Below are 21,944 nucleotides of genomic sequence, written 5' to 3' on the forward strand. Positions count from 1 at the left end.
AGTCTATACAGTCCGAATCCGCCTGGTGGTGAGTTTGGACTGCACTTCGCATCCCGGCCGCCAGCCGGGTGATCGGCAAAACTTGCGCTAGGACTGCCTATCGGCTGTCATGATGATTTGAGCAAATTCGGCGGGAGATCTGGTCCCCAGTTTCTCGCAAATATGGACACGATGCGCATCCACAGTTCGCAGGGAAATATCCAGTGCTACGGAGATTTCCCGCGATCCCCACCCACGGCAAATGAGCCTGACAATCTCATCTTCGCGCGGTGTCAATGTTGCAAGAATTGCGCGTGCTGTTTCCACCTCAACCAGCGCTTCAAGCACTTGATCGGCTTTTTGGAGCGCTTCAAAAAGCAGGCCAGAATCGATGGGTTTCGAGAGAAAGTCAATCACGCCGGATTTAAACGCAACCCGACAATGATGCACATCTCCGTGCCCGGTAATCATGATAATGGGCCATCGAAATCCACGCTGCAGGAGTTCGGCTTGCAGCTCCAATCCGGTCAGATGAGGCATCTGCAAATCAAGAATTAAACAGCCGGGTTTTGCACTGGGAATAGAGCGAAGAAAACCAACAGGGTCTTCATATGCCAGGGTTTTTCTGTCATGGGCCTCAAAGAGAATGCACAGCCCATTGCGAACGGCTGCATCATCATCGACCAAATAAACAGGATAATGTTTCGTCATGTGGCAGCCGGATCAGCACCAGCATCGATCAAGCCGACCAGCTTCGGCAGAGCTATTGTAAAAACCGCGCCATCTGCACTTGCTGCGTGAAGGGTGCCTCCCACCCGCTCGAGCAATTTCGAACAAAGGGACAAACCAAGGCCCATGCCATTTGTTTTCGTGGTGAAGAAAGGCTCGAAGATTTTTGAAAGGACATGCTCCTTTATTCCGGGTCCATTGTCAGAGATACGGATGATATTCATCGGACCCACCATGTCTGTTTTTATTATGATTTTTTTCGCGAGCTGAGTTGTGGTTCCCAATGCATCCGTCGCGTTACGAATGAGGTTATGAATCACCTGCTCAAGCTCTATGGCACTGAAATTCGACCGGGGGGACGGTTGCAACAGCTGCAATTCAAGTACCACGTTCTGTTTATCCAGTTCACCCTGCAAGAGGTTGACGGTGTTGCTGACGACAATATTGAGGTCTAGCTCTTCATAAATAACGGGCTTTTTTACAATGTAATCTCTGATGCGATCCATGATCTCACCGGCTCGCTTGGCTTCAATAATATTGGCGCTCAAAGCCCGATTTAATAAATCATCGGTGATCTGAAGCTTTTCCATAATCATGATGCCGGCCTGGCTTTGGCTTAGGAGCGCCGAAAGTGGTTGTGTCAGCTCATGGATTATGCCGGACGCCAATTCGCCCACCTGATTGACTCGTGCGGCGTGACTGAGAAGATTTTCGTGTTCGAGCATTGCCGAGCGTTTGATTGCTTTTTCCTCAGCTTGTTTTGATTGCCGGGAAACCAAGGTCTGATACCGCCCATAAGAGACGCCCAAAATGGCGGCCAGCGACAATAAGGCGAAGCGTATCACTTCAGGCAAAGTGACCAATTCACCAAACTCAATGGGGCGATGTGCATGGATCTTGAAACGATAGCCGGACCGATCCCAATCAAGATCCGCATATAGAGCATTCTTGAGAATGGATGAAATATCCTTCTCATGATCGTGGCGTCCATTGTCATGGTCTGTACTGCCAAAAACAAGCACGTCATTCAGGGTGAGATTAATTTCCGGAGGATATGATGCCGGGGGCAAATCGAAAAGTTTTGTTGAGTCGATTAGCAAAACCACTGCGATGAGGCCTTGCCGGTTATTCGAAACCATCGTCGAAAGATAATGATTGGGGATTGCCGGCGCATCATAGACGCGCACTTCGTTTGTCTCTTGTCTGGGCAAGGCATTCAAAACCGACATCGGAAATGCCGGGCTTTTGCTGGGAGCCTCATAGAGCAATTCAGGCTTTGCACTATAGGAACGGGAATCGAACCGGTAGATTTTGACGCTTTGAATTCTTGGGTAATTTTTGAAGACGTTTGACGTGAGCCGTTGGAAAATCTTGTCGGACGTGCCTCTCGTCAAAGCTTTGAGCGATCCCATGATCGCTTCATGATGGGCTAATCGATTGGAAACCAATTCCGCGATCTTTTGGTTTTGCTCAAGGAACTCGTCCGATATGGAGCTCCAGGCAATAAATCCCGATATAAGAATGTTGCCGATTTGAGCAGCAAGCCACACCGTTACTACAAGAATTAGAAAACGTCTGGGGTTCATGAAATCTCATAAAGCAAAATCAAAACGTCATTAAAAAAATCTACAATAACAAGTCTCGCGCCAGATAACAGCGCCGAGCGGTTGAAATGCTGGTGCCGCACCGCTGAATTTCTGAGTTTCAGGCGATCGCGAATAAAATGAGGGTTTCCCGCAAGCTGGATAAGATCAGCAATCCGAGCATGTGGTTGACGATTGACCAATTCTGACGCGTCCGAACGATTGATCGGAAAGCCCAATACCGACAGCGGCACTGCCATCTGCCTTTTCGACCGCACCAGTTATGGTCCATGCGATCATGGGGACATAGGCGATGCTCATATCCACCCGTATCACGGATGTTTTCTTGATAAGCAGATTGGAATCGAGCGTAACCACTGTTCCCTTGGTAAAGGGCCGCGTCTCAATTCCGTTTACTTTTCGACGCGACCACTCGACGGTGGCTACACCTGCGTCAGAAACATTGATGGAGGTAACGGTTATCTTTGGCGTATCGCGTGTATAGGGTAGCAGCGTGGCTGTCCCGATATTCATGATATCGCTAATTTTCGCCTTGGTGATCGTGCCCTTTTCCTGAGTAAGCAAAGCAGACATCATCGTTGCTGCACGATTTAATTTGCGGTCGACATCCACGCCTGTGATTGTCTCCACGCTGCCCATGTACATCAGGATTAGTACGGGGGCGATGAGCGCAAATTCCATCGCCGCAACACCGCGCTGGTCAATACAAAACCGCTTGCCGAAGCGAAAGAGGCGTCCCATGGCCGAACTCATTTTATAAATAGGATTCATTTCGCCACGTCGCACTTGAGAAAAGGAGAATACGTGTTGTTCCAGTGATCCGCCGTGTCAGGAAATCCGTCACGACGGGATAACGGTAAAACACCCGCAAATGATTGATCGTACCGGCCCCGCCCGGCGTGCTGACAAACCCCGTACTGTTCACGTCGCCAGTTGATGTTATGGGCAAGGTTTTGGGTATGGCTGCAAAGTTTGCATAGGACCGAAGATCAACCACCAGATTTGGGCAATCTTTTTCGGGCATGAGCAATCCAGCGCAAATCTTCGCCTTGAGGGAAGTCATCGTCAGGTCGGCAGGACGCAATTGCCCGGTGAGAACTTGGCGAGCCACAATATCGGTAGAATTGGCCATGGCCTGTTGCGCGGTAAAGCCGACGCCCACTTCCATAATCGAAAAGATCATGAAGAAGAACGGCAACGCGATCATTCCAAATTCAATTGCAACGGTGCCGCGCCGGTTGCCCCAAAACCGCGTCAGTAAACCCTGCCTATGGGGTGTTTTTCTTTTTATGGGCGACATGCATTTCCCCGCACTTTATTTCGGGGGAGAATTAACATGCCAATCGTTAGAAACCGGTTCCGGGAACCCCGTAAATTGCAAGCGGAGGATTCACTATTTCTCAACCTTGAAGTGTAGAGGGGTGAGGGTGTTTCCGATTAAACTAGGTCTCGCGAATGCTTTACTCGCTCGTGCCGATTGTGCGGTCAGACTCTTTTTCGGCGTCGGTCTTTTGCGCTGTTTCGCAATAGGGGGTGCAGGAAAGAGTTTGTACATTGGCGCGGCGATATACGCGCGTCGTATTGACGACGCTACGGCTGACCATGATCTCGTCGTCGACGATGGCCCCGCCCTCGGCGTCAAGAATAACAATATTGGTGATTCCGAAGCCTTTGCCCGTAAGGACGACAGTGCGGGCATCCTTCACAACAGCATCTGCAATCGCGGGGTCGCCGACCACAACCGTGTCAGCCGGGCGAGCAAGCTTGAGGATACGCGCTTGATTCATAACGACGTGAATACCGGTATCGGCCTGTGCGACAGGCAGTGGACCGAGCAAGGCTGCGAGCAATGCCATTCCATATATTTGTATTGGCTGGAATTTAGTATAAAACATGGGAAGCCCTTCACCCGAAACTGTCGGCTATAGAATGGATAGTATTCATGAAGGAAGATTTAAATCTGCAATGAAATATTAAGCATAATATCGCGGGTATCAGCGCAGCAATAAACGTTGTTGAGCGGAATTTACTATTTCCTAAGTCTGTTTCTTAAACTGATTGCAATGCCGAAACGATATTTTTGGACCAGACAATATCCAAGAAGATGTGAGGCTGAAGATGAAGCGCGGCGTTAATCGCTTTCCTGCCATACTGGCCAAGCTTTTCAAGGAAGATTCAGGCACAACGGTCATTGAGTATACGCTCATCGCCTCCATCGTCAGCATAGGTATTCTAGCTGGTGCGAATTCCATGGGCAGGGCCGTAAACACGCTTTTCACCGATGTTGCGATGGAAGTCACCGCCTCTACGGGGAAATGAAAGATGATTGAAGCTGCAATCCTTATCATTTTCCCCTTTGCCATGGTTTTTGCTGCCATCTCCGACTTGCTCTCCATGACAATTCAGAATCGCGTGTCAATTATACTGCTTGTATCGTTCGTTATCCTTGCGCCTTTAACGGGCATGGGTTGGGATGCCTATGCCATGCATTTCGTTGCCGGAGCCGCGGTGCTGGCGGCAACCTTCGGGCTCTTCGCGACCGGCACCATGGGCGGTGGTGACGCAAAGCTCATGTCCGCAACTGCGATATGGCTCGGATGGAATCTTGAACTCGTCAGCTATCTGCTGACGCTTTCGCTATTGGGCGGGGTTCTTACACTCGCAATCCTGAGCTATCGCAACTCACAGACCATTATTGTATTCGCCGCACGCTTTGCTTTTATGCGACGCCTTGCCCAGAAAGAAGAAGGCGTTCCATACGGTGTTGCATTGGGTCTCGCTGGACTGCTGAGTTTTCCCGCATCGCCGCTTGGCTCCTGGGTCGTGCAGCAACTAGCGCACTCCTGACCCAGAGCAGGTTTTCTCTATCGGCCTTCAAGACTTATGCTTTGATCTTCTTGGCGTAAAAGTAATACCCGCATAATCGCGCGAAAAATTAAGACGTTAAGCGACATTAATCATACTTATAAGCGTTTTATTAACCATAAATACACGAATGGCGGGCATTCTGCGACCTTAGTATCAAGACAAAAGTCTAACGGGGCGCATAAATGCAAAAAGCACGACTGGTCATCCTGATCGTGGCAGTGGCTGCTGCGGGTGCGGCCGGATATCTGGCCATGAACATGAAGCCGCAAGCGACCGTCGTTCAGCCCGCAGAGAAGCCACAGCTGGAACTTCAGGATATCTTGGTCGCCACGGAAAGTCTCGGTGTCGGAGCTGAAATGCAGGACCAGATGCGGTGGCAGGCCTGGCCTGTTTCAGCTCTTGCGGAAGGGTACATCACCCGCTCGGAACGCCCTAGCGCCGAAGAGGAGCTGAAAGGTTCCACCGTTCGTCTTCAGATATTTCCAGGAGAACCAATTCGCGAAGCCAAACTGATCGGTAAAGGTCAAAGCTTCATGTCAGCCCAGCTTCCAGCTGGCATGCGCGCAGTAGCGACGCAAATTGCGGCAGATACTTCGGCAGGCGGGTTCATTCTCCCCAATGATTATGTCGACGTCATCATGATCCGCCAGATGGAAGGCGAGCAGAAGCAATATGTTACGGAAACAATTCTAAGCAACATCCGTGTGCTGGCGATCGACCAGACCATTCAGGAAGATGAATCGGGTGAAAAAACAAAAGTCGGCTCAACGGCGACGCTTGAATTGACGCCGGAGCAGGCGGAAATCCTGACTGTCTCGCAACAGATGGCAACGCGCCTCGCGCTGGTGCTGCGTTCTATTCAGGATGCGCAGGAAGCAACCGGTCCTGGAGCTGGATATCTTGTCAATTCTCCCGGCCGTGCCGGCAATGTCAAACTCATCAAGTCCGGTACAGTCACCGAAATTCTGGGGCGCAAATAACATGGCAAACAAGCCAGGCAAGGTTTTCTCACGCGAGTATACGAGTTCGATAGCAGCAAAATTTGCAGCAGCGGCCATGGGCTGTTTGCTCGCGTCAATAGCTGTGCATAGCCCAGCAACAGCACAGAGTAATGTCGTTCGACTGAATCAGGGGCATGGCGAGGCCAAACGCATCAATCTTGGCCTCAACAAGTCGCTGGTTGTCGATCTTCCAGCCGATGCCTATGACATTCTGGTTGCCAATCCGGGTGTTGCAGATGCGGTTACCCGCACAGCAAGGCGGATCTATCTGTTTGGCAAACAGGTCGGTCAAACGAATGTTTTCGTTTTCGGCCCCAATGGCGAGCAGCTCGCCAGCTTCGATCTGGTGATTGAACGCGACGTGGCCGGTCTGGAAGGCAGTCTGAAAAAGTACATTCCGGATTCCGATATCAAGGTCGAGTTGATGAATGACAATGTCATTCTAACGGGGACGGTGCAGACCCCGCTGGATGCCAAACGCGCTTCAGAACTTGCCAATCTTTTGGTTTCAGGTGGTGAAGCCACGACGGGCCAATATGCCCAAACCTCGGTTAGTGCGGGCAATGGCGGTACGAGCGTCGTTGTCGGTGACCAGGACGAAGAGCGCCGGACGAGCAAGATCGTCAATCTCATTCAAATTGCCGGTGAAGATCAGGTGACGCTTAAAGTTACCGTGGCTGAAGTCAGTCGCACCGTCATGAAACAGCTTGGTGTCAATCTGGTTGCCTCGGGCTCAAGCAACGGCATCGAGTATGGCGCCATATCGCAAAACGCCACGGGACTGGGGCAGACCTTGAGCGGCTCAGGTCTGGGTCTATCCGGCTCCATCGGGAACACGTCCATTGGGGCCTACATGAATGCCATGGAACTGGCAGGCGTCATGAAGACGCTGGCCGAGCCTACATTGACCGCCATCTCCGGAGAGAAGGCCACGTTCAAAGTAGGCGGCGAGTACAATGTTCTGTCGGGGCAGGAAGTCGACGATAAGGGACAGATCACCCGCGAGCATGAAAAAATTGAATATGGCATTGCTCTCGAGTTTTTGCCCGTCGTGCTTTCACCCGGGCGTATCAGTCTGAGAGTGCGGACATCCGTTTCAGAACCTACGGTTGAAGGATCGCTCACCGTTGGAACTTCTGTCCGGGAGCCTAACGCCAACCTTATCTCAATCCGCAAGCGGCTTGCCGATACGGCGGTTGAACTTCCCTCTGGCGGTTCCATGATGATCGCCGGATTGATGCGGGATGAGTCACGACAGGCAATCTCCGGCTTTCCCGGATTGGCAAAGGTTCCGATCCTCGGAACTCTTTTTCGCAGCCGTGATTTTGTAAGAAACGAAACCGAACTGGTCGTCATCATCACGCCTTATCTGGTTCGCCCGGTGGCGCGCACTGCGCTGGCGAGACCGGATGACAATCTTAATCTGGCCAGCGATGCGGCCGGGATATTCCTCGGCCAGGTTAACCGCGTCTACGGGTCCAGAGAGGCAAAACTGCCTGATGCCCGTTACGAGGGCAATGTCGGATATATCTACAAATGAACAAGGACAGGATCATGTTCGACACCGCAAAGCGTTCGTATTGCAAGACTGTACTGGCTATCCTCGCCATGGCTTTGCTGGCGGGATGCGCATCAAAGAGCAATACGACCGGCAGCATTCCGGACGATTATCGTACGAATCATCCCATCGTCATTTCCGAACAGGAACAAGTTGCAGACATTCCTGTCGGCCATGCAGATAAGCGCTTGTCCATTACGCAGCGCAGCATCGTGGAGCGGGTCATCAGCAACTACCACGCCAACGGATCCGGCGTTATTCATATTCTGACGCCTGCCGGTTCGCCAAATGAGCGTGCGGCGGCAGCGTTGCGTAACGATATTACCGCTACTTTGAGGCGTGGTGGTGTGAAGCCGTTCAATATTTCCAGCGAAACATACCAAGCCCCGGGAGCTTCTGCGCCCGTGCGTTTGTCCTATTCGGCGATGACTGCCTCGACAAATCAATGTGGCCAGTGGCCCAAAGATATTTTGGATACGGCAGACAATAAACACTACGCGAATTTTGGCTGTGCCAGCCAAAATAACCTTGCTGCGCAGATTGCCAATCCCGCCGACTTGCTCGGACCGCGGGCATCTTCGCCGATTGATGCGGAACGGCGCGGTACCGTCATTGATGGATACCGTAAAGCGCCAACATGGGTCTACAAGCCCGAATCGGAAGTAACCTATTAATCCCACCGGTGGAAACGACAATGAGTCAATTGGCCTTGGACACAGACCCATATTTGGAAGAGGCAAACCGTGTCGCTCATGTAGGGCGGCTGAATGCCCACAGGCCGATTCCGCGCATTTCGATACAGATATTCTGCGAAACGGAAGCGGTTGCCGAGCAAATGTCTCGCGCGCGTGACGACCGCCGCATGGCGAAAACTCATGCCCAGATTCATATGGGCGGGCTGGAAACTGCCGTTGAACTTTTCCAAACGGTGCCGACGCCAAACCTCATTCTGCTGGAAACAGGCGCGGCGCCCAAGGAAATGCTTGCGGCATTGGCTGCCCTGTCAGAAGTTTGCGACCCGAGCACCAAAGTCATCATTATCGGTCACTACAATGATGTGTGGCTGTATCGCGAACTGATGCGCAACGGCATTTCGGAATATATGGTCGCCCCGATCGATCTATCGGATATTATCGGCGTCATTGGCGGTTTGTACAGCGATCCGGGCCTGAAGCCGCTGGGTAGTTCGATTGCCTTCATCGGTGCAAAAGGCGGCGTCGGCGCTTCGACCATTGCTCATAATGTTGGCTGGGCCATTTCCTCGCTATTCAAAAGCGAAGTCGTGATTGCCGATATGGATTTACCCTATGGCACGGCGAATATAAACTTCGATCAGGATCCGGCTCAGGGTATCGCGGAAGCGGTGTTTTCCCCCGAACGCATCGACGACGTTTACCTTGATCGGTTGCTGGCACAATGTGCCGAAAATCTTTCGCTCCTGGCAGCTCCATCCAGTCTGGAACGCGTGTTCGATTTTCGCGATGACTCATTTGCGCATCTGATCGACATAGCGCAGCGTTCGGTTCCACATGTCATACTTGATGTTCCGCATACATGGAACGGCTGGACACGCACGACGCTGGCCCGCGCAGATGAGGTGGTTATTGTCGCATCGCCGGAACTTGCCAATCTGCGCAACACGAAAAATCTCATCGACGCTTTAAAGCAATTGCGTCCGAACGATACGCCGCCGCAGCTTGTTCTTAATCAGGTGGGTATTCCAAAACGCCCGGAGATAGCTCCCACTGATTTTTGCAGCCCGCTTGGACTCAAGGCCATCGCGACAATCGCTTTTGACCCCGGCCTGTTCGGTCAGGCTTCCAACAATGGACGCATGCTGGGTGAAACGGAGCCAGCAAATCCAGTGGTCCAGAGCATCAATGAGATCGCCCATATTCTGACAGGACGGCAAAAGGTCAGTCCGCGGAAGAAGGCCGGTTTGGGGTCGGTGTTCTCGAAGTTAAAACGCAAGAAATAGTTGTGAGCAGGTAAAGCGACATCATGTTCGGTAAACGCGGTAATGCCCAGCCAAGTGAGTTCAGAGCTCCAACACCACCCCTCGCGTCAATCAAGCCGGAGGCGGGACGGCTGCCGCGCGATATTTTGGAGCCCAAACGCTCACCGATAGAGGTGCCGAAGATCGCCATGCCGGTGCGCGAGAGAAACGAGGCCTATTACGATACAAAGTCGCAGGTTTTTACCGCTCTTATCGATGCGATTGATCTGGCACAATTATCGAAGCTCGATCCGCAAGTGGCGCGCGAAGAAATCCGCGATATCGTCAATGACATTATTGCAATCAAGAATTTTGCCATGTCGATCTCGGAGCAGGAGGAACTGCTCGACGATATCTGCAACGATGTGCTGGGATACGGTCCGCTGGAGCCATTGCTGGCTCGCGATGAGATTTCCGACATCATGGTCAATGGTGCTCGCAAGACCTATATCGAAATTCTCGGGAAGGTTGAGGAATCTGGTGTCCGGTTCCGTGACAATCAGCAACTTTTGAATATTTGCCAGCGCATTGTCAGCCAGGTGGGGCGGCGTGTCGATGAATCCAGCCCGATATGCGACGCGCGTCTGCCGGATGGTTCGCGCGTCAATGTGATTGCTCCGCCACTGGCCATTGATGGCCCTGTTCTGACAATCCGCAAATTTAAAAAGGACAAGCTGACGCTGGATCAACTCGTGCGGTTTGGAGCTATTTCTCCGGCAGGAGCCGAGCTTCTCCAAATTATCGGACGTGTCCGCTGCAATATCGTGATTTCCGGCGGCACGGGTTCCGGCAAGACCACGCTGTTGAATTGCCTGACCAATTACATCGACAAGGATGAGCGCATCATCACCTGCGAAGATTCAGCTGAATTGCAATTACAGCAGCCGCATGTGGTACGCCTCGAAACACGCCCCGCTAACCTCGAAGGCGAAGGCGAAATTACCATGCGAGACCTCGTTAAAAACTGCCTGCGCATGCGCCCCGAACGGATCATTGTCGGCGAAGTACGCGGGCCTGAAGTTTTCGACCTCTTGTCTGCCATGAATACCGGCCATGACGGCTCCATGGGTACGATCCACTCCAATAGTCCACGCGAGTGTCTGAGCCGTATCGAGTCGATGATCGCCATGGGTGGTTTTGCGTTGCCGCAGCGAACAGTGCGCGAAATCATCGTCGGTTCGGTCGACATCATTATTCAGGCGGCTCGCCTGCGCGACGGTTCACGGCGGATTACCCATGTGACCGAGGTCATAGGCATGGAAGGCGACGTGATCATTACGCAGGATCTTCTGACCTATGAGATTACCGGCGAGGACGCCAATGGCAAGCTTACCGGACATCATGTCTCTACGGGGATCAGCCGGCCGCATATGTGGGAGAGGGCGCGGTATTACAATGAAGACAGGCGGCTCGCCAACGCACTCGACTCCATGGAAAAGGCCAAGCTATGAGCTTAGCCCGTATCGAAGGACAGTCGAATGGCCGGGCTTGATCTGACACAGCTGGCCTTCATCGGTCTGGTGGCATTCACTTTTGCTGCCTTGGCCTATGTCTTCCTCTTTGACTCGATGGCGCGTCAGAAGAAAACCGAGGAACGTCTCAGCACGATCAAATTGGCCAATGCCGAGTCTTTTGGCAAGTTCGCCATACGTGACAAGCAGGCCGAGGCGAACAAGCGTCGCAAGTCAGTTCAAGATACGCTGAAAGATATCGAGCAGCGCCAGAAATTGCGCGACAAGAATATCAAGTCACCTCCGCTTAAAATGCTTATTCAGCAGGCGGGCATGCGCGTGTCTCCATCGCGTTTCTATCTTTATTCAGCGATAGCCGGACTCGTCGTTGCGGTGCTGGGGCTGTTCTTTGGCTCGCCGCTTTATCTGCTGCCCGGGCTTTTCATTGCCGGAACAGTGGGCTTGCCACGCTGGTATGTCTATTTTCGTCGTGGCCGGCGGATCAAGGCATTCTTGCATGAATTTCCGAACGCCATCGACGTTATTGTCCGGGCCATTCGTTCGGGCCTACCCTTGAATGACGGTATCCGGCTTATTGCGCAGGAGGCGCACGAGCCGGTGAAAACCGAATTCCGGCGCATCGTCGACCAGCAGCAGGTGGGGATAAGCATCCCGGATGCCGCTATGCGCATGTTAGAATATATGCCCTGTTCGGAAGCAAGCTTCTTCGGCATCGTTATCCAGATACAATCACAGGCCGGTGGCAATCTTTCAGAAGCGCTGGGCAATCTTTCGCGGGTTTTGCGCGATCGCAAGAAGATGGCGGCCAAGGTACAGGCGCTTTCAATGGAAGCGAAAGCCTCTGCTTATATTATTGGCGCATTGCCCTTTGTTGTCGCCGCGCTGGTCTATCTGACAAGCCCCGATTACATCATGATCCTTTTCACAACTTCCAGCGGGAATTTCGTTCTGGCATGTGCAGGGACGTGGATGTCGATTGGCATCATGATCATGAAAAAGATGATCAACTTCAAATTCTAGTAGCGTGGGTATGCCATGATCAACACCTTCACCAAAGCCATTCACGATCCAGCCTTCATTTTTGCTGTTTTGGTGGCAGTGTCCATTTTCGGGACAATCGTGACGCTGCTCATGCCGGTGTTTTCTGGCTCCACGCTAAAATCGAGAATGAAGTCCGTTGCACTGGAACGGGATCAGATCCGCACGCGCGAACGAGCGCGATTGGCGACAGAAAGCGATAGCAAGCGGAAAAGCTCTTCGAATTCTCTACGCCGGGTTGAGCGGGAAGGCATTCGCCAATTCGTGGAACGACTTGATCTTCAACGTGCCCTGGCGGATGAGAAAACCGCAGGGGCACTGCGGATTGCTGGCTTTCGCGGGCAAAATGCTCTCAACATTTTTCTCGCGGCCCGTTTTGGCTTGCCTTTCCTGACGCTCGGAATTGCTGCATTCTGGATATTCGCGATGGGGGGGCTTGCCCATCAGAACACATTTGTCCGGATGGCCGCATGTTTCGCCGGGGCCTATGTCGGCTTCTATTTGCCCAATCTCTACGTGAAGAATGCCGGAACCAAACGTCAGACAGCGATACAGGCCGCATGGCCGGATGCGCTTGATCTTCTGTTAATCTGCGTCGAATCCGGTATGTCGATTGAGGCGGCATTCAAAAAAGTATCGGAGGAGATTGGCGTCCAATCTGCTGAGCTTGCCGAGGAACTTGTTCTGACCAATGCGGAGCTATCATTTCTGTCTGAGCGTCGTCAGGCCTATGAAAACCTGGCCCTGCGTACCGGGCTGGAAACGGTCAAATCGGTGGTGCAGGCGCTGACACAATCTGAACGCTATGGCACATCGATTGGTGGAGCGCTGCGGGTGCTTTCAGATGAAAGCCGCGAAATGCGATTGATGGCTGCGGAAAAGAAGGCAGCCGCATTGCCGCCGAAGCTTACGGTGCCCATGATCGTGTTTCTTTTGCCGGTATTGTTCTGCGTCATTCTTGGCCCGGCAATCATCCAGATCAACGCGCAAGGCGGCATCTTCGGTCACGCCACAGCGAAATAGCGGTGGAAGCCGCTATATACCCGGAGGTCGCAGATCAGACGATCAGCCTTTCGGCGACTTCTTGTCCTTGAGCATGTTCCATGAATTCTGCTGCGAGAGCATGGACCGCAAATACTGAACATTTGTTTTTGCCTGCTGGGCGGAAAGCTCCTGACTGGCAATCTGTTCGGCTTCATCGAAGCGACCCTGCAAGCCGACAACAAGCGCGAGGTTTTGGCGAACACGGCTATCCGAACCCGGTGCACCAACTGCCTTACGCATATAGGTTTCAGCTGTACTCAGCTCGCCCGAGAGAACGTAGGACATCCCCATGTTGGAAAGGATGGAAGCTTCATCGGGCTTGACCTGCAAGGCCTTGCGGTAGAGGTCACGCGCTTCTCCAGTCTTGCCGAGCTGGTCGAGGATTGCGCCTTCAGCCGATAGCAATCTCCAGTCCGGATATTCCGGTGTTTGCGCCCGGCGCAAAGAGTCCAGCGCGGCTTCAAACTGGCCACTGCTCGCCAGTGCCTTGCCATAGGCCGCCAGAACATCGCGATCTTTGGGATAGGCGATGGCAAGACTGCGCATGACAGCCAATGCCTGATCGCTCCGATTTGTCATGCGAAGGACAGTGGCATAATTGATTGCAGTCGCTTTATCTTTCGGATTGCTTTGATAGCGTGTTCCAAGACTAGTCGATGCCTGCATCAATTGTTGCTGGTTCATCTGGTCGAAATTGCCGGCTGGCATTGTGGGTGAACTGTTGGCCGCCGGACTTATGGAACCGGTCGTCGTTTTATCCGTGGTGGAACACCCGGATATGCCGCTCGCCAGAGCGATTAACGCTACTGACAAAATGAAACTGCGCTTACGTTGAATAAAAGCTGGACCTGTCATAATTTGCCCCACGCGCAGTTTATCGTCTGCGACTCATTCCCGTATGAAAGAAATAATCTGTTAACCCTAATGGACTCTTAACAACGTCGATCCGGGATGCAGAAGTTTGATCAGGAGAAACCCATGGCCGCCGAAATTACAGCGAGAAAGTCGCGTGACAGCAAACCCATATGGTTTGTACGCAAAGGCGAGTTGGAAGCTGCCGGTCTTGAAAGCGCAACACTCAGCTGGGCAAAAGCAAATGGCTTTGAAGGACAGGCTGGACGTGTGTTGACGGTTCCTGGCGTGAACGGCGAAATTGCTGGTGCGCTCTTCGGTTTGGGTAAGGACGAAAATCGACTTGCAGCGGGGAAACTTGCAACGGCTTTGCCGGAAGGGGCCTGGCATATTGCAGGCGCTGTTAACGAACCTGATTTGACAGCTTTGAGCTTCCTTCTTGGAGGATACAAGTTCACCCGCTACACCAAAAAGGACAAGACAAGCATCAACCTGACGCTGCCCGAAGGCGCGGACAAGGCAGATGTAAAGCGCTTGGCCAAGGCAGTCGCCCTCGCGCGCGATCTCATCAATACGCCAACCAATGATATGGGGCCGGTTGCGCTTGAAGCTGCAGTCCGCGATGTTGCCGACGAGCATAAAGCCTCGGTCAATGTCGTAAAGGGCGATGCCCTGTTGAAGAAGAACTTTCCTATGATCCATGCGGTAGGGCGCGCTGGCAGCGAGGAACCCCGGCTGATTGATCTGGAATGGGGAAAAAAGAACGCGCCGAAAGTAACTCTGGTAGGAAAGGGCGTCTGTTTCGATACGGGCGGTCTGGATATCAAACCAGCCAGCAGCATGCTTCTGATGAAAAAGGATATGGGCGGCGCAGCCAATGTACTGGCGCTTGCGCAACTCATCATGGACGCGAAATTGCCGGTGCGCCTGCGCCTGTTAATACCGGCTGTTGAAAATTCGATAGCTGCCAATGCTTTCAGGCCGAGCGACGTGCTGACCAGCCGCAAGGGGTTGACGGTAGAAATTGGCAATACTGATGCAGAGGGCCGGCTGGTTCTGGCCGACGCGCTGGCGCTTGCCGATGAAGAAGAGCCCGAGATTCTCATCGACATGGCGACGTTGACCGGTGCTGCACGTGTGGCGCTTGGACCCGACCTGCCGCCATTTTACTCCAACGATGATGCTTTTGCCTGGGACGTGGCTGCCAGTGCAACCGCTGTTGCCGATCCGGTTTGGCGCATGCCGCTTTGGACACCTTACGAGGCCAAGCTTTCCTCGCGTGTCGCGGACATGAACAATGTCACCACGGATGGGTTTGCCGGCTCGATTACGGCCGCCTTGTTCCTGCAGCGCTTTGTGACCAAGACGAAGACTTGGGCCCATTTCGATATATTTGGCTGGAACCCGGTAGAGAAAGCGCATTCACCCATTGGCGGAGAGGCCCAAGCCATAAGGGCGCTTTACCGTCTTTTGAAAGAACGCTATCCAGCAAGTTGAGCGGCTTGCATCGCAAATGTGACAGAGTAGAATGGAACGGAACCGAAATGATTGCGGAAGCCGTTCATGCTTGAACTCAAGCCCTTGCAGGCGCTGACATTGTGGAAGGAAATCGCCCTTTCAGAAGTGCGTGATGACGCCCATGATCTGACCATGCGCCAGCTTGCAATCCTGCTTACGATCTATCTGGAGCCGCCGCCGCACACGATCCGCGCGATGGCTGCAAAGCTGGCCGTAACAAAACCGGTCATCACCCGTGCTCTCGACACAATGGGGGCCTATGGTTTGGTTGATCGTCACCGCGACGAAAAGGACAAGCGCAACGTTCTCGTCAAGAGAACGGTAAAAGGTGCGCTCTATGTTGAAAGGCTCGGTGATCTTGTGATCGCCAAAGCAAGAGGATTGCCGCTTTGAAGTCACCTGAGAAACTCGACCCACGGCTGAATGCATATAGGCCTGATCTTGCCGACGAAAGTCTGCGCGGGCTTGTCGAGGCTGAGCGCTTCGTCGAAGGCAAGCCGATGCGCATCGCCGACCCTGTGGTGGATGTCCGTTCCGAGCCGCGCGGCGATGCAGGCATGACAACGCAGTTTCTTTACGGCGATGACGTTCTTGTTTTCGAAGACGATAATGGCTGGTGCTGGGTGCAGAACGAGCGCGATGGTTATGTCGGTTATGTGGTGGATACATCGCTTTATCGCCGCGCCGATGAAGCGACGCATATTGTCATTGCTCCCCGTACATTCGTTTATGTCGGCTCCGATCTGCGTTATCCGCGATCCCGTGCCTTATCGATGGGTTCCCTCGTGACAATCACTGGCGGGCAGGAGCGTCGCGGCACGCTTTACGCCATGCTGCCAAGCGGTGAGGCGGTCATTGCCAAGCATCTCGTGCCTATTGATGAAGTGGCACAGGACCATGTTGCCGTGGCCGAAAGCCTTATGCACACGCCCTATCTTTGGGGAGGCGTTTCCGGCTTTGGCATTGATTGCTCAGGTTTGGTGCAACTGTCTCTGTTAATGACCGGTCAAGGCGCTTTGCGGGACACGGACTTGCAGGAGGGATCTGTCGGTGAATTGATCGAGCCCGATGAACATTACAAGAATCTCAAGCGCGGTGATTTCGTATTCTGGAAAGGCCATGTGGGCATCATGGCCAGCCATTCCACGCTGCTTCACGCAAGCGGCCATACAATGAGCGTAACACTAGAGCCTTTATCGGAGGCGATAGAGCGCATCGCTTATTTGTATGGAAAGCCAACAGCTGTTCGGCGGTTGTAAGAATATTGGTGGCAAATAGAACTTTGCGTGGTTCGCCCTTCGACTAGCTCAGGATAGCTCACCATGAGGGAGGTGGTTCCTTGCAGGAACATAGCGCGTTAAATTGCGATTGTCGTTGCAACCAGCCCACATTCCTCATGGTGAGCCCTGTCGAACCACGCACCATTGATTATGCAAGCTTAGTATTGAGCAGCCTTATCGACAATGTTCTTTAAAGGCTCACCGCGCTCATAGGATTCGATCTGGGCGACGATTTCAGGCACCAGTGCTTGCGGGCTTGAACTTGCAGCTGCATGCGGTGTGACAATGACCTGCGGATGAGTCCAGAGAGGACTGTCCTTCGGCAATGGTTCCTTGTTGAACACGTCGAGGGTCACGGCAGAGAGCATGCCGCGATCAAGCGCTGCCAGAATATCCGCCTCATTTTGCAGGCCGCCGCGACCGGCATTGATAAGGACAGGTGCGCCGAGAGGACCTTCCGGCTTCAGCTGCGCAAATATGTTCATCGACAGGATGTTCTTCGTGTCCGGCGTCAAGGGAAGCAGGCAGACAAGAATATCCACGTCCTTGAGAAAGTCCTTCAATCCATCCTTGCCATAATGGGTTGTAACCCCTTCGATGGTTTGCAGGCGGCGGCTCCAGCCACTGACGCGGAAGCCGAGCGTGCGAAGCTTTTGCGCGGCGTCACGTCCAAGAACACCAAGGCCGAGAATGCCCACATTTACTTCATGAGCGGCTGGCTGGCGCCGGTCTTCATGCCAAACGCGCTGCTTTTGCTGCTCGCGGTAACGAAGACCAAGACGGTGATGGTCCAGCACCTGCCAGACCACATATTCGCTCATGCGCATGGTAAGGTCAGGCGAGACGATCCGGACAATAGGAACATCTGGAATCTGCGTATCATGGAACACATGATCCACGCCCGCACCCAGTGAGAAAATCACCTCCAGCTTGGGGAGATTCATCAGGGAGCCGGGGCGCTGTTTCCAGACAAGCGCATAGCGAACATCATTTTTGTCAGCCTCGCTATCCAGCACAAGCTTGCGCGCGGGTGCTGATTTTGCGAATTCCGATTGCCAGACCTCTGGGTCCCAGCCGGTTACCGCCAACAAAATCTTATTGCTCTCCACACTCGTCATTCGCTAACCGCTCCCTGTTCGGCCGTTTCTATCCTGAAAGCTGCCGCCATCAGGGCTTTTGTGTAATCTGTCTTCGGACGCGCGAAGATTTCCTCCGATGGTCCATATTCCACCGCCTTGCCATTGCGCATCACCAAAACATCATTGGCAAGCGCCCTGACGACTTTCAAATCATGGCTGATGAAAAGATAGGCCAGATTGTGCTTCTGCTGCAATGAACGCAAAAGATCGACAACCTGCGCCTGAACGCTCATATCGAGCGCTGATGTCGGTTCATCCAACATGACGAAACGTGGATTGAGCACCATGGCGCGCGCAATGGCGATGCGCTGGCGCTGACCACCGGAGAATTCATGCGGGTAACGGAAACGATTTTCCGGATCAAGATTCACTTCCTTAAGGGCAGTCACGACACGCGCATCGCGTTCATCGGCAGAAAGTTTCGGCTCATGAACCTTCAAACCTTCTGCGATAATCTCTGCGATGGACATGCGCGGCGATAGCGAGCCGAACGGGTCCTGAAACACGATCTGCATTTCGCGCCGCAAGGGACGCATCTGCTTGAAGGAAAACTGGTTTATATCCTTTTCGCCGAAACGGATCACGCCTTCGGACGAAATCATGCGTGACAGGGCAAGGCCGAGCGTCGTTTTTCCGGAGCCGGATTCGCCCACGACGCCCAATGTCTGACCAGCACGAATGATTACATCGATACCGTCAACTGCTTTCACATAATCGACAGTGCGGCGGAAAAAACCCTGTTTGATCGGGAACCAGACCTTCATATTCTCGCCGCGCATGACGGGTTCAGCCGAAAGATCTGCCGATGGCGGATTGCCCTTTGGCTCTGCCGCGAGCAGATGCTTGGTATAGGCGTGCTGAGGATTGTCGAATATTTCCTTTGTCGGCCCCGTCTCGACAATTTTGCCACCTGTCATGACGCAGACGCGATCCGCGATTTTACGGACAATGCCAAGATCATGGGTGATGAAGAGCATCGACATGCCTTGCGCAGATTTCAGCTCCGCAAGGAGTTTGAGAATCTGCGCCTGCACGGTCACGTCAAGTGCCGTTGTCGGTTCATCGGCGATCAAAAGCTTTGGCTTGTTGGCGAGAGCCATGGCAATCATGACGCGCTGCCGCTGCCCACCGGAAAGCTGGTGCGGATAGGCGTCCAGACGCTTTTCTGGCTCGCGAATGCCCACTTCTTCAAGCAGTTCCAGAGTGCGCTTGCGCGCAGCCTGATCACGCATGCCCTGATGCAGCTTGAGAACTTCAACGATCTGCTTCTCAATCGTGTGGAGCGGATTGAGCGAGGTCATCGGCTCCTGGAAGATCATCGTAATGTCATTGCCACGCACACGGCGCAGGTCAGTTTCATCCTTGTCGAGTAAATCCTCGCCATTGAACAGAATCTGGCCTGAAGGATGCGAAGCAGGCGGGTAGGGCAGAAGCTTCAGCACTGAAAGGGCCGAGACGGATTTACCCGAACCGGATTCGCCAACCAGAGCGACCGTCTCACCCTCAGCAATATCGAAAGAAATATGATCAACCGCGAGCGTTTCCCGCCCGTTTTGCGTGAAGGCAACGGAGAGATCGCGGACGGAGAGGAGGGGAGCTTTGGTCATTTGAAAGCCTTGCGTGGATCAAAGGCGTCACGTGTTGCCTCACCGACAAAGATCAGCAGTGACAACATCAACGAAATCACGGCGAAGCCGGTAATGCCCAGCCAGGGAGCCTGCAGATTGTTCTTGCCTTGTGCGAGCAGCTCGCCAAGCGATGCCGAGCCCGGAGGCAGGCCGAAACCGAGAAAATCCAACGAGGTCAATGTGGTGATTGATCCATTGAGGATGAAGGGCAGGAAGGTCAGTGTCGTCACCATGGCATTGGGCAGAAGGTGACGGAACATGATTGTCCGGTCGGGGACGCCAAGCGCACGCGCTGCGTTCACATATTCGAAATTACGGGCGCGCAAAAATTCGGCACGGACAATACCAACAAAGCTCACCCAGGAGAACAGCAGCAGGATACCAAGCAGAATCCAGAAGCCGGGAGGCAATATGGATGACATGATAAGCAGGAGGTAGAGCGTGGGTACCGAAGACCAGATTTCGATGAAACGCTGGGCGATAAGATCGACCCAGCCACCAAAATAGCCTTGCAGTGCGCCCGCAGTAACACCAATGACCGCGGAGCAGGCGGTCAGGATAAGGCCGAACAGCACAGAAATGCGAAAGCCATAAAGTGCCCGGGCAAAGACATCGCGGGCCTGATCGTCCGTCCCGAGAATATTCATATTGCCGAAAGTGCAATTGGGATCATTGACGCCGAGCGCATAGCGATTGCAACGCTCTTCAGGTGTATAGAGCCAGAAGGGCTTTGAAGGCGCCGTTTCGGGCAGTTCATTATTGACTGTCCTGTAGGAGTAGCGCACCGGCGGCCAGATGGCCCAGCCATTGGCATTGATCTCATCCTGAATGACCGGATCGCGGTAATCCGTAACCGCATAAAAGCCGTTGAACTTTTCTTCTGGGTAATCGACCAGAACTGGAAAGAGAATCTCGCCTTTGTAGGAGACGATGATCGGCTTGTCATTGGCAACAAGTTCCGCACAGAGCGAGACAGCAAACAGGAAAAGGAAAATCCAAAGCGCCCACCAGCCGCGCCGGTTTGCCTTGAAGTTTTGCCAGCGTCGCGCATTGAGCGGCGAAAGGCGCGGTCGCTTCACGGAGGCGGGAGCGGTTCCGACGATATCGGTCATCACACGTCCCTCCGCTCAAAGTCGATGCGCGGGTCAATCCAAGTGTAAAGCAGGTCAGATAACAGGGTCATGAGAATGCCGATAAGGGCAAAAATATACACGGTGGCTATAACCACGGGATAATCGCGGTTGAGGATCGACTCATAGCCAAGAAGGCCAAGGCCATCGAGAGAGAAGATCGCCTCGATAAGCAGCTGACCGGTGAAGAAAATCGAGATGAAAGCGCTTGGAAAACCGGAGATCACAATCAGCATGGCATTGCGGAAAACATGGCCATAAAGAATTTTTCGTTCCGAGAGGCCCTTTGCCCGTGCCGTCGTGACATATTGTTTGCGAATCTCATCAAGAAATGAATTCTTGGTCAGCAGGGTGGTCGTGGCAAAGGCCGACAGGAGTATCGCTGTCAAAGGCAGAACAAGGTGCCAGGCGTAATCCACGATCTTCTCAAATCCGGATAGCTGGCTAAAATTATTTGAGGTCAAGCCGCGCAGCGGAAACCAATCAAAGAACGAGCCGCCTGCAAAAAACACGATGAGCATGATACCGAACAGGAAGCCGGGAATCGCATAGCCAATGATGATAATTCCGCTGGTCCAGATATCGAAGGATGATCCGTCTTTGATGGCCTTGCGAATGCCCAAGGGTATTGAAATCATGTAGGATAACAGAGTTGTCCATAGACCAAGCGATATGGAAACCGGCAGTTTTTCCTTTATCAACTCAATGACGCTGATATCGCGGAAATAGCTTCGCCCGAAATCAAAACGGACATAATTCCAGACCAGAAGGCCGAAACGCTCCAATGGAGGCTTATCCAAGCCAAACTGCTTTTCAAGGCTGGCGATAAAGGCCGGGTCGAGGCCCTGTGCGCCGCGATATTTGGAGTTGCCCAATCCCGTCCCAAGCTGATCCTGAGCCTGGCCAATATCGCCGCCGCCACCGCTGATGCGGTCCATGGCATTGCCGCCCTGTCCGGTCAGTTGGCTGATAATACGCTCAACCGGCCCACCGGGTACGAATTGCACGATGACGAAGCAGACAAGCAAAATGCCGAACAATGTCGGTATCATCAGCAGAAGGCGTCGCAGAACATAGGCTCCCATCAGGGGCGCCCTCTCATCGCTTT

At 53.2% G+C, this 21,944-nt stretch carries 22 protein-coding genes; 12 read left to right on the plus strand and 10 right to left on the minus strand.

Annotation, left to right across the window (positions count from 1 at the left end):
• Positions 1-87: 87 nt before the first annotated feature.
• From ACTJI9_RS08430 to ACTJI9_RS08450, 5 genes are all read right to left on the minus strand, one after another.
• The gene (locus ACTJI9_RS08430; RefSeq protein ID WP_440807217.1) at positions 88-690 is read right to left on the minus strand and encodes a response regulator transcription factor; all 603 of its coding nucleotides are present in this window, start codon (positions 688-690) and stop codon (positions 88-90) included.
• Positions 687-1,553, minus strand: coding sequence for a sensor histidine kinase (locus ACTJI9_RS08435; protein ID WP_440807705.1), 867 nt, complete (start codon positions 1,551-1,553; stop codon positions 687-689). The genes ACTJI9_RS08430 and ACTJI9_RS08435 overlap by 4 nt, the downstream gene beginning before the upstream one ends.
• A gap of 906 nt (positions 1,554-2,459) precedes the next feature.
• Positions 2,460-3,053, minus strand: a complete 594-nt coding sequence (locus ACTJI9_RS08440) for a TadE/TadG family type IV pilus assembly protein (RefSeq protein ID WP_440807219.1) — start codon at positions 3,051-3,053, stop codon at positions 2,460-2,462.
• Positions 3,054-3,066: 13 nt separating this feature from the next.
• Positions 3,067-3,612 (minus strand): TadE/TadG family type IV pilus assembly protein, encoded by a 546-nt coding sequence (locus ACTJI9_RS08445; RefSeq protein WP_307282434.1) that lies wholly within the window; start codon positions 3,610-3,612, stop codon positions 3,067-3,069.
• A 160-nt stretch (positions 3,613-3,772) separates the two neighbouring features.
• Entirely contained in the window at positions 3,773-4,207 is a 435-nt protein-coding gene (locus tag ACTJI9_RS08450; protein WP_115051384.1) for a pilus assembly protein N-terminal domain-containing protein, read from the minus strand.
• Positions 4,208-4,430: 223 nt separating this feature from the next.
• Between ACTJI9_RS08450 and ACTJI9_RS08455 the strand changes: the two genes are divergently transcribed.
• The 9 genes from ACTJI9_RS08455 (at position 4,431) to ACTJI9_RS08495 (ending at position 13,268) form a co-directional block, all read left to right on the plus strand.
• Complete coding sequence (locus tag ACTJI9_RS08455; RefSeq protein WP_440807223.1) at positions 4,431-4,631, plus strand: Flp family type IVb pilin; 201 nt, start codon at positions 4,431-4,433, stop codon at positions 4,629-4,631.
• A 3-nt stretch (positions 4,632-4,634) separates the two neighbouring features.
• Complete coding sequence (locus tag ACTJI9_RS08460) at positions 4,635-5,159, plus strand: A24 family peptidase (RefSeq protein ID WP_307282438.1); 525 nt, start codon at positions 4,635-4,637, stop codon at positions 5,157-5,159.
• 203 nt (positions 5,160-5,362) lie between these two features.
• The gene (gene cpaB, locus ACTJI9_RS08465; protein WP_115051381.1) at positions 5,363-6,160 is read left to right on the plus strand and encodes a Flp pilus assembly protein CpaB; all 798 of its coding nucleotides are present in this window, start codon (positions 5,363-5,365) and stop codon (positions 6,158-6,160) included.
• 1 nt (position 6,161) lies between these two features.
• The gene (locus ACTJI9_RS08470; protein WP_440807226.1) at positions 6,162-7,721 is read left to right on the plus strand and encodes a type II and III secretion system protein family protein; all 1,560 of its coding nucleotides are present in this window, start codon (positions 6,162-6,164) and stop codon (positions 7,719-7,721) included.
• A gap of 14 nt (positions 7,722-7,735) precedes the next feature.
• Positions 7,736-8,413, plus strand: coding sequence for a CpaD family pilus assembly protein (locus ACTJI9_RS08475; protein ID WP_337353548.1), 678 nt, complete (start codon positions 7,736-7,738; stop codon positions 8,411-8,413).
• A gap of 20 nt (positions 8,414-8,433) precedes the next feature.
• Positions 8,434-9,717, plus strand: a complete 1,284-nt coding sequence (locus ACTJI9_RS08480) for an AAA family ATPase (RefSeq protein ID WP_115051379.1) — start codon at positions 8,434-8,436, stop codon at positions 9,715-9,717.
• 23 nt (positions 9,718-9,740) lie between these two features.
• Positions 9,741-11,186 carry a CpaF family protein gene (locus ACTJI9_RS08485; protein WP_307282447.1) on the plus strand — a complete coding sequence of 482 codons (1,446 nt, stop codon included), beginning with the start codon at positions 9,741-9,743 and terminating at the stop codon, positions 11,184-11,186.
• Between the two features lie 27 nt (positions 11,187-11,213).
• Positions 11,214-12,227 carry a type II secretion system F family protein gene (locus ACTJI9_RS08490; RefSeq protein ID WP_440807229.1) on the plus strand — a complete coding sequence of 338 codons (1,014 nt, stop codon included), beginning with the start codon at positions 11,214-11,216 and terminating at the stop codon, positions 12,225-12,227.
• A 15-nt stretch (positions 12,228-12,242) separates the two neighbouring features.
• Positions 12,243-13,268 carry a type II secretion system F family protein gene (locus ACTJI9_RS08495; protein WP_336440657.1) on the plus strand — a complete coding sequence of 342 codons (1,026 nt, stop codon included), beginning with the start codon at positions 12,243-12,245 and terminating at the stop codon, positions 13,266-13,268.
• A gap of 42 nt (positions 13,269-13,310) precedes the next feature.
• Here the strand turns inward: ACTJI9_RS08495 and ACTJI9_RS08500 are convergent, their stop codons facing one another.
• Positions 13,311-14,144 carry a tetratricopeptide repeat protein gene (locus tag ACTJI9_RS08500; RefSeq protein ID WP_440807232.1) on the minus strand — a complete coding sequence of 278 codons (834 nt, stop codon included), beginning with the start codon at positions 14,142-14,144 and terminating at the stop codon, positions 13,311-13,313.
• A gap of 123 nt (positions 14,145-14,267) precedes the next feature.
• Between ACTJI9_RS08500 and ACTJI9_RS08505 the strand changes: the two genes are divergently transcribed.
• The 3 genes from ACTJI9_RS08505 (at position 14,268) to ACTJI9_RS08515 (ending at position 16,918) form a co-directional block, all read left to right on the plus strand.
• The gene (locus tag ACTJI9_RS08505) at positions 14,268-15,638 is read left to right on the plus strand and encodes a leucyl aminopeptidase family protein (protein ID WP_440807234.1); all 1,371 of its coding nucleotides are present in this window, start codon (positions 14,268-14,270) and stop codon (positions 15,636-15,638) included.
• A 66-nt stretch (positions 15,639-15,704) separates the two neighbouring features.
• On the plus strand, positions 15,705-16,052 hold the full coding sequence (locus ACTJI9_RS08510; RefSeq protein ID WP_115051373.1) for a MarR family transcriptional regulator: 348 nt from the start codon (positions 15,705-15,707) through the stop codon (positions 16,050-16,052).
• Entirely contained in the window at positions 16,049-16,918 is an 870-nt protein-coding gene (locus tag ACTJI9_RS08515) for a C40 family peptidase (RefSeq protein ID WP_440807237.1), read from the plus strand. The genes ACTJI9_RS08510 and ACTJI9_RS08515 overlap by 4 nt, the downstream gene beginning before the upstream one ends.
• A 179-nt stretch (positions 16,919-17,097) precedes the next feature.
• On the opposite strand, the gene ACTJI9_RS08520 is transcribed toward ACTJI9_RS08515, so the two are convergent.
• The 4 genes from ACTJI9_RS08520 to ACTJI9_RS08535 are packed head-to-tail and all read right to left on the minus strand — an operon-like array spanning position 17,098 to position 21,921.
• Positions 17,098-18,057, minus strand: coding sequence for a 2-hydroxyacid dehydrogenase (locus tag ACTJI9_RS08520; RefSeq protein WP_440807239.1), 960 nt, complete (start codon positions 18,055-18,057; stop codon positions 17,098-17,100).
• The gene (locus tag ACTJI9_RS08525) at positions 18,054-19,685 is read right to left on the minus strand and encodes an ABC transporter ATP-binding protein (protein ID WP_440807241.1); all 1,632 of its coding nucleotides are present in this window, start codon (positions 19,683-19,685) and stop codon (positions 18,054-18,056) included. The genes ACTJI9_RS08520 and ACTJI9_RS08525 overlap by 4 nt, the downstream gene beginning before the upstream one ends.
• The gene (locus ACTJI9_RS08530; protein ID WP_307282462.1) at positions 19,682-20,818 is read right to left on the minus strand and encodes an ABC transporter permease; all 1,137 of its coding nucleotides are present in this window, start codon (positions 20,816-20,818) and stop codon (positions 19,682-19,684) included. Before ACTJI9_RS08530 ends, ACTJI9_RS08525 begins: the two co-directional genes overlap by 4 nt.
• Positions 20,818-21,921 (minus strand): microcin C ABC transporter permease YejB, encoded by a 1,104-nt coding sequence (locus tag ACTJI9_RS08535; RefSeq protein ID WP_337353554.1) that lies wholly within the window; start codon positions 21,919-21,921, stop codon positions 20,818-20,820. The genes ACTJI9_RS08530 and ACTJI9_RS08535 overlap by 1 nt, the downstream gene beginning before the upstream one ends.
• Positions 21,922-21,944: the final 23 nt, after the last annotated feature.

This window comes from Phyllobacterium sp. 22552 (assembly GCF_052044585.1).
GTDB classification, from domain to species: Bacteria; Pseudomonadota; Alphaproteobacteria; order Rhizobiales; family Rhizobiaceae; genus Phyllobacterium; species Phyllobacterium ifriqiyense.

Excerpts from the sequence above, each read along its gene's own strand:
- ACTJI9_RS08430 (WP_440807217.1), bottom strand. The coding sequence starts at position 690 with ATGACGAAACATTATCCTGTTTATTTGGTCGATGATGATGCAGCCGTT.
- ACTJI9_RS08440 (WP_440807219.1), bottom strand. The coding sequence starts at position 3,053 with ATGGGACGCCTCTTTCGCTTCGGCAAGCGGTTTTGTATTGACCAGCGC.
- ACTJI9_RS08445 (WP_307282434.1), bottom strand. The coding sequence starts at position 3,612 with ATGTCGCCCATAAAAAGAAAAACACCCCATAGGCAGGGTTTACTGACG.
- ACTJI9_RS08450 (WP_115051384.1), bottom strand. The coding sequence starts at position 4,207 with ATGTTTTATACTAAATTCCAGCCAATACAAATATATGGAATGGCATTG.
- ACTJI9_RS08455 (WP_440807223.1), top strand. The coding sequence starts at position 4,431 with ATGAAGCGCGGCGTTAATCGCTTTCCTGCCATACTGGCCAAGCTTTTC.
- ACTJI9_RS08460 (WP_307282438.1), top strand. The coding sequence starts at position 4,635 with ATGATTGAAGCTGCAATCCTTATCATTTTCCCCTTTGCCATGGTTTTT.
- cpaB (WP_115051381.1), top strand. The coding sequence starts at position 5,363 with ATGCAAAAAGCACGACTGGTCATCCTGATCGTGGCAGTGGCTGCTGCG.
- ACTJI9_RS08470 (WP_440807226.1), top strand. The coding sequence starts at position 6,162 with ATGGCAAACAAGCCAGGCAAGGTTTTCTCACGCGAGTATACGAGTTCG.
- ACTJI9_RS08475 (WP_337353548.1), top strand. The coding sequence starts at position 7,736 with ATGTTCGACACCGCAAAGCGTTCGTATTGCAAGACTGTACTGGCTATC.
- ACTJI9_RS08480 (WP_115051379.1), top strand. The coding sequence starts at position 8,434 with ATGAGTCAATTGGCCTTGGACACAGACCCATATTTGGAAGAGGCAAAC.
- ACTJI9_RS08485 (WP_307282447.1), top strand. The coding sequence starts at position 9,741 with ATGTTCGGTAAACGCGGTAATGCCCAGCCAAGTGAGTTCAGAGCTCCA.
- ACTJI9_RS08490 (WP_440807229.1), top strand. The coding sequence starts at position 11,214 with ATGGCCGGGCTTGATCTGACACAGCTGGCCTTCATCGGTCTGGTGGCA.
- ACTJI9_RS08495 (WP_336440657.1), top strand. The coding sequence starts at position 12,243 with ATGATCAACACCTTCACCAAAGCCATTCACGATCCAGCCTTCATTTTT.
- ACTJI9_RS08500 (WP_440807232.1), bottom strand. The coding sequence starts at position 14,144 with ATGACAGGTCCAGCTTTTATTCAACGTAAGCGCAGTTTCATTTTGTCA.
- ACTJI9_RS08505 (WP_440807234.1), top strand. The coding sequence starts at position 14,268 with ATGGCCGCCGAAATTACAGCGAGAAAGTCGCGTGACAGCAAACCCATA.
- ACTJI9_RS08510 (WP_115051373.1), top strand. The coding sequence starts at position 15,705 with ATGCTTGAACTCAAGCCCTTGCAGGCGCTGACATTGTGGAAGGAAATC.
- ACTJI9_RS08520 (WP_440807239.1), bottom strand. The coding sequence starts at position 18,057 with ATGACGAGTGTGGAGAGCAATAAGATTTTGTTGGCGGTAACCGGCTGG.
- ACTJI9_RS08525 (WP_440807241.1), bottom strand. The coding sequence starts at position 19,685 with ATGACCAAAGCTCCCCTCCTCTCCGTCCGCGATCTCTCCGTTGCCTTC.
- ACTJI9_RS08530 (WP_307282462.1), bottom strand. The coding sequence starts at position 20,818 with ATGACCGATATCGTCGGAACCGCTCCCGCCTCCGTGAAGCGACCGCGC.
- ACTJI9_RS08535 (WP_337353554.1), bottom strand. The coding sequence starts at position 21,921 with ATGGGAGCCTATGTTCTGCGACGCCTTCTGCTGATGATACCGACATTG.